This window comes from Polaromonas sp. P3_C2, from assembly GCF_056402675.1.
The window spans coordinates 1-2119 of the sequence record NZ_JBFUGX010000683.1 but is presented as its reverse complement, the minus strand read 5'-3'; the positions used below and the strand labels follow the sequence as shown (position 1 = coordinate 2119).

2 protein-coding genes are annotated in these 2119 nt (G+C 59.6%); both read left to right on the top strand.

Translation table 11 applies throughout. The features are described from left to right. Positions 1-40: 40 nt before the first annotated feature. Positions 41-1651, top strand: a complete 1611-nt coding sequence (locus AC1DWI_RS20715) for a pseudouridine synthase (RefSeq protein ID WP_477669352.1) — start codon at positions 41-43, stop codon at positions 1649-1651. Positions 1652-1775: 124 nt separating this feature from the next. After that, on the top strand, positions 1776-2119 hold a 344-nt coding region (ndk, locus tag AC1DWI_RS20710), incomplete at its 3' end, for a nucleoside-diphosphate kinase (RefSeq protein ID WP_477725631.1).

Sequence of the window (2119 nt, the reverse complement as noted above, 5' to 3'; positions counted from 1 at the left end):
CAATGAGGCCGGTGGCGATGAGCCCACCCGAATGTAAATCATGACCCAACAAGACCCTCCTGCTTCCGAATCTGTGGACACACCTCGTGAGCCGCAGGACAAAGTGCTCATAGAGGAGCAAGCCGTGCAAGATTTGCCGGAAGCAATAGCACCCTCCGAGTCCGGCCCCGCGCAAGCCATCCGTGCTCCAGCGCCGCGGCCTTCAGCCGGCCGCAACGCCCCAGCCCCAGGTGCCATCCGATTTGAGGATGTAGTGACTGGGCAATTCGATGCTGATGAGGAAGACGTTGCGTTGGCACTGCCCAAGCGAGTGCTCGCGCCCCAGCCCGAAACCCCCAAGCTGCACAAAGTGCTTGCCCAGGCGGGACTGGGTTCACGGCTGGAGATGGAGCAACTGATTCTGGAGGGGCGAATCTCGGTCAACGCCGAGCCTGCCCATATAGGACAACGCATCCAGTTTGGCGATACGGTCAAAGTCAATGGCAAGCCAATCCGGGTGCGTATCGACCCGCCGCCGCCGAGGGTGATTGCCTATCACAAGCCCACCGGAGAGGTCGTCACACATGATGACCCGCAAAACCGCCCGACCGTTTTTCGTCGTTTACCCAAGCTGTTCCAGGGAAAATGGCAATCGGTCGGTCGCCTCGACTTGAACACGGAGGGCCTACTGCTGCTGACCAGTTCGGGTGAATTGGCCAACAAGCTGATGCATCCGCGTTTCGGCCTGGAGCGTGAGTACGCTGTTCGTGTGCTCGGTGCGCTAAATAGCGAAGAGAAAAAACGCCTGCTCGAAGGTGTGAATCTGGATGACGGCATGGCCCAGTTCAGCTCCATTGAAGCCGGAGGGGGGGAAGGCGCCAACTGCTGGTACAAGGTCACCATTTCCGAGGGGCGTAACCGTGAGGTCAGACGGATGTTTGAGGCAGTGGGGCACGCTGTCAGCCGCCTTATTCGCATCCGCTATGGGGCTATGGTTCTCCCGCGCGGCCTTAAGCGCGGCGCGTTTGTCGAACTCGATGAGCGCGATATCTGGGCCCTGACAAGCGCTTTGACCCGTTCTGAATCTCGCGCAATACCGGGGGGAGCGCAGGGTGCCGGCACTCATGGGGACGGGGTTGAACCACCGAGACGGGGACCGCGCAGAAATGAACGCCAGCGCGGCGACCGCGGGCGGCCGTCAGCGCCAAACAGCGAACCACCTCAAGCGCCGGCGCAAGGCGGATCGGAGGGCGAGCAGGGGATTCATGATCCACATGAGCTGCAACCGCCGCTGAATCTCAACGATTCTGCACCCCGTGGAAACCGACGCCGCGGTGGCAAGGGGCGTAACCAGGGTGGCAATCCCGGTGTTGGCTTCCGGACCGGCCAGCCGCAAGGCAACGGCAATGGTATGCAGGGGCAAAAACGGCGAGAGGACCGTGGTGACAAAGCTGCCGGAGGAACGCAGCCCGATCCGATGAAAACTTCATTTGGTTATATCGGTGCGGACACTTTTACCCGGCAGCGACAGGGGCAAGGCCAGGGTCAGCAGCGTCGCGGGGGCGGTGGTACGGGCGGAAACGGTACCGGTGGACCGCGCCGCGGCGGTGCCGGTGGTGGAAACCGGGGAGGCGGCAATCGCGGTGGTGGGAGTCGCGGTGGAAATCGATGACCCGCAGAGGCACCTCTAACCGCAAGGTTGATTTGAGCCAATACGCCTACAGGTTAAAATCATAGGCTTTATTCAAATTTTTGAATAATTTACGACTCCAAAAAATTTAAGTTAAGGAAATCTCATGGCAATCGAGCGCACTCTCTCCATCATCAAACCCGACGCCGTGGCGAAAAACGTCATTGGGCAAATCTATGCGCGTTTTGAAGCTGCTGGCTTGAAGCTTGTGGCCGCCAGGATGGCTCACTTGTCGCAAGGCGAGGCTGAGGCTTTTTATGCGGTGCACAAAGAGCGCCCATTCTTCAAAGACCTGGTTTCCTTCATGATTTCCGGCCCCGTCATGATCCAGGCGCTGGAAGGTGAGGGCGCCATCCTGAAAAACCGTGATCTGATGGGAGCTACCGATCCGAAGAAGGCTGCCGCCGGCACCATTCGTGCGGATTTCGCCGACAGCATTGATGCCAATGC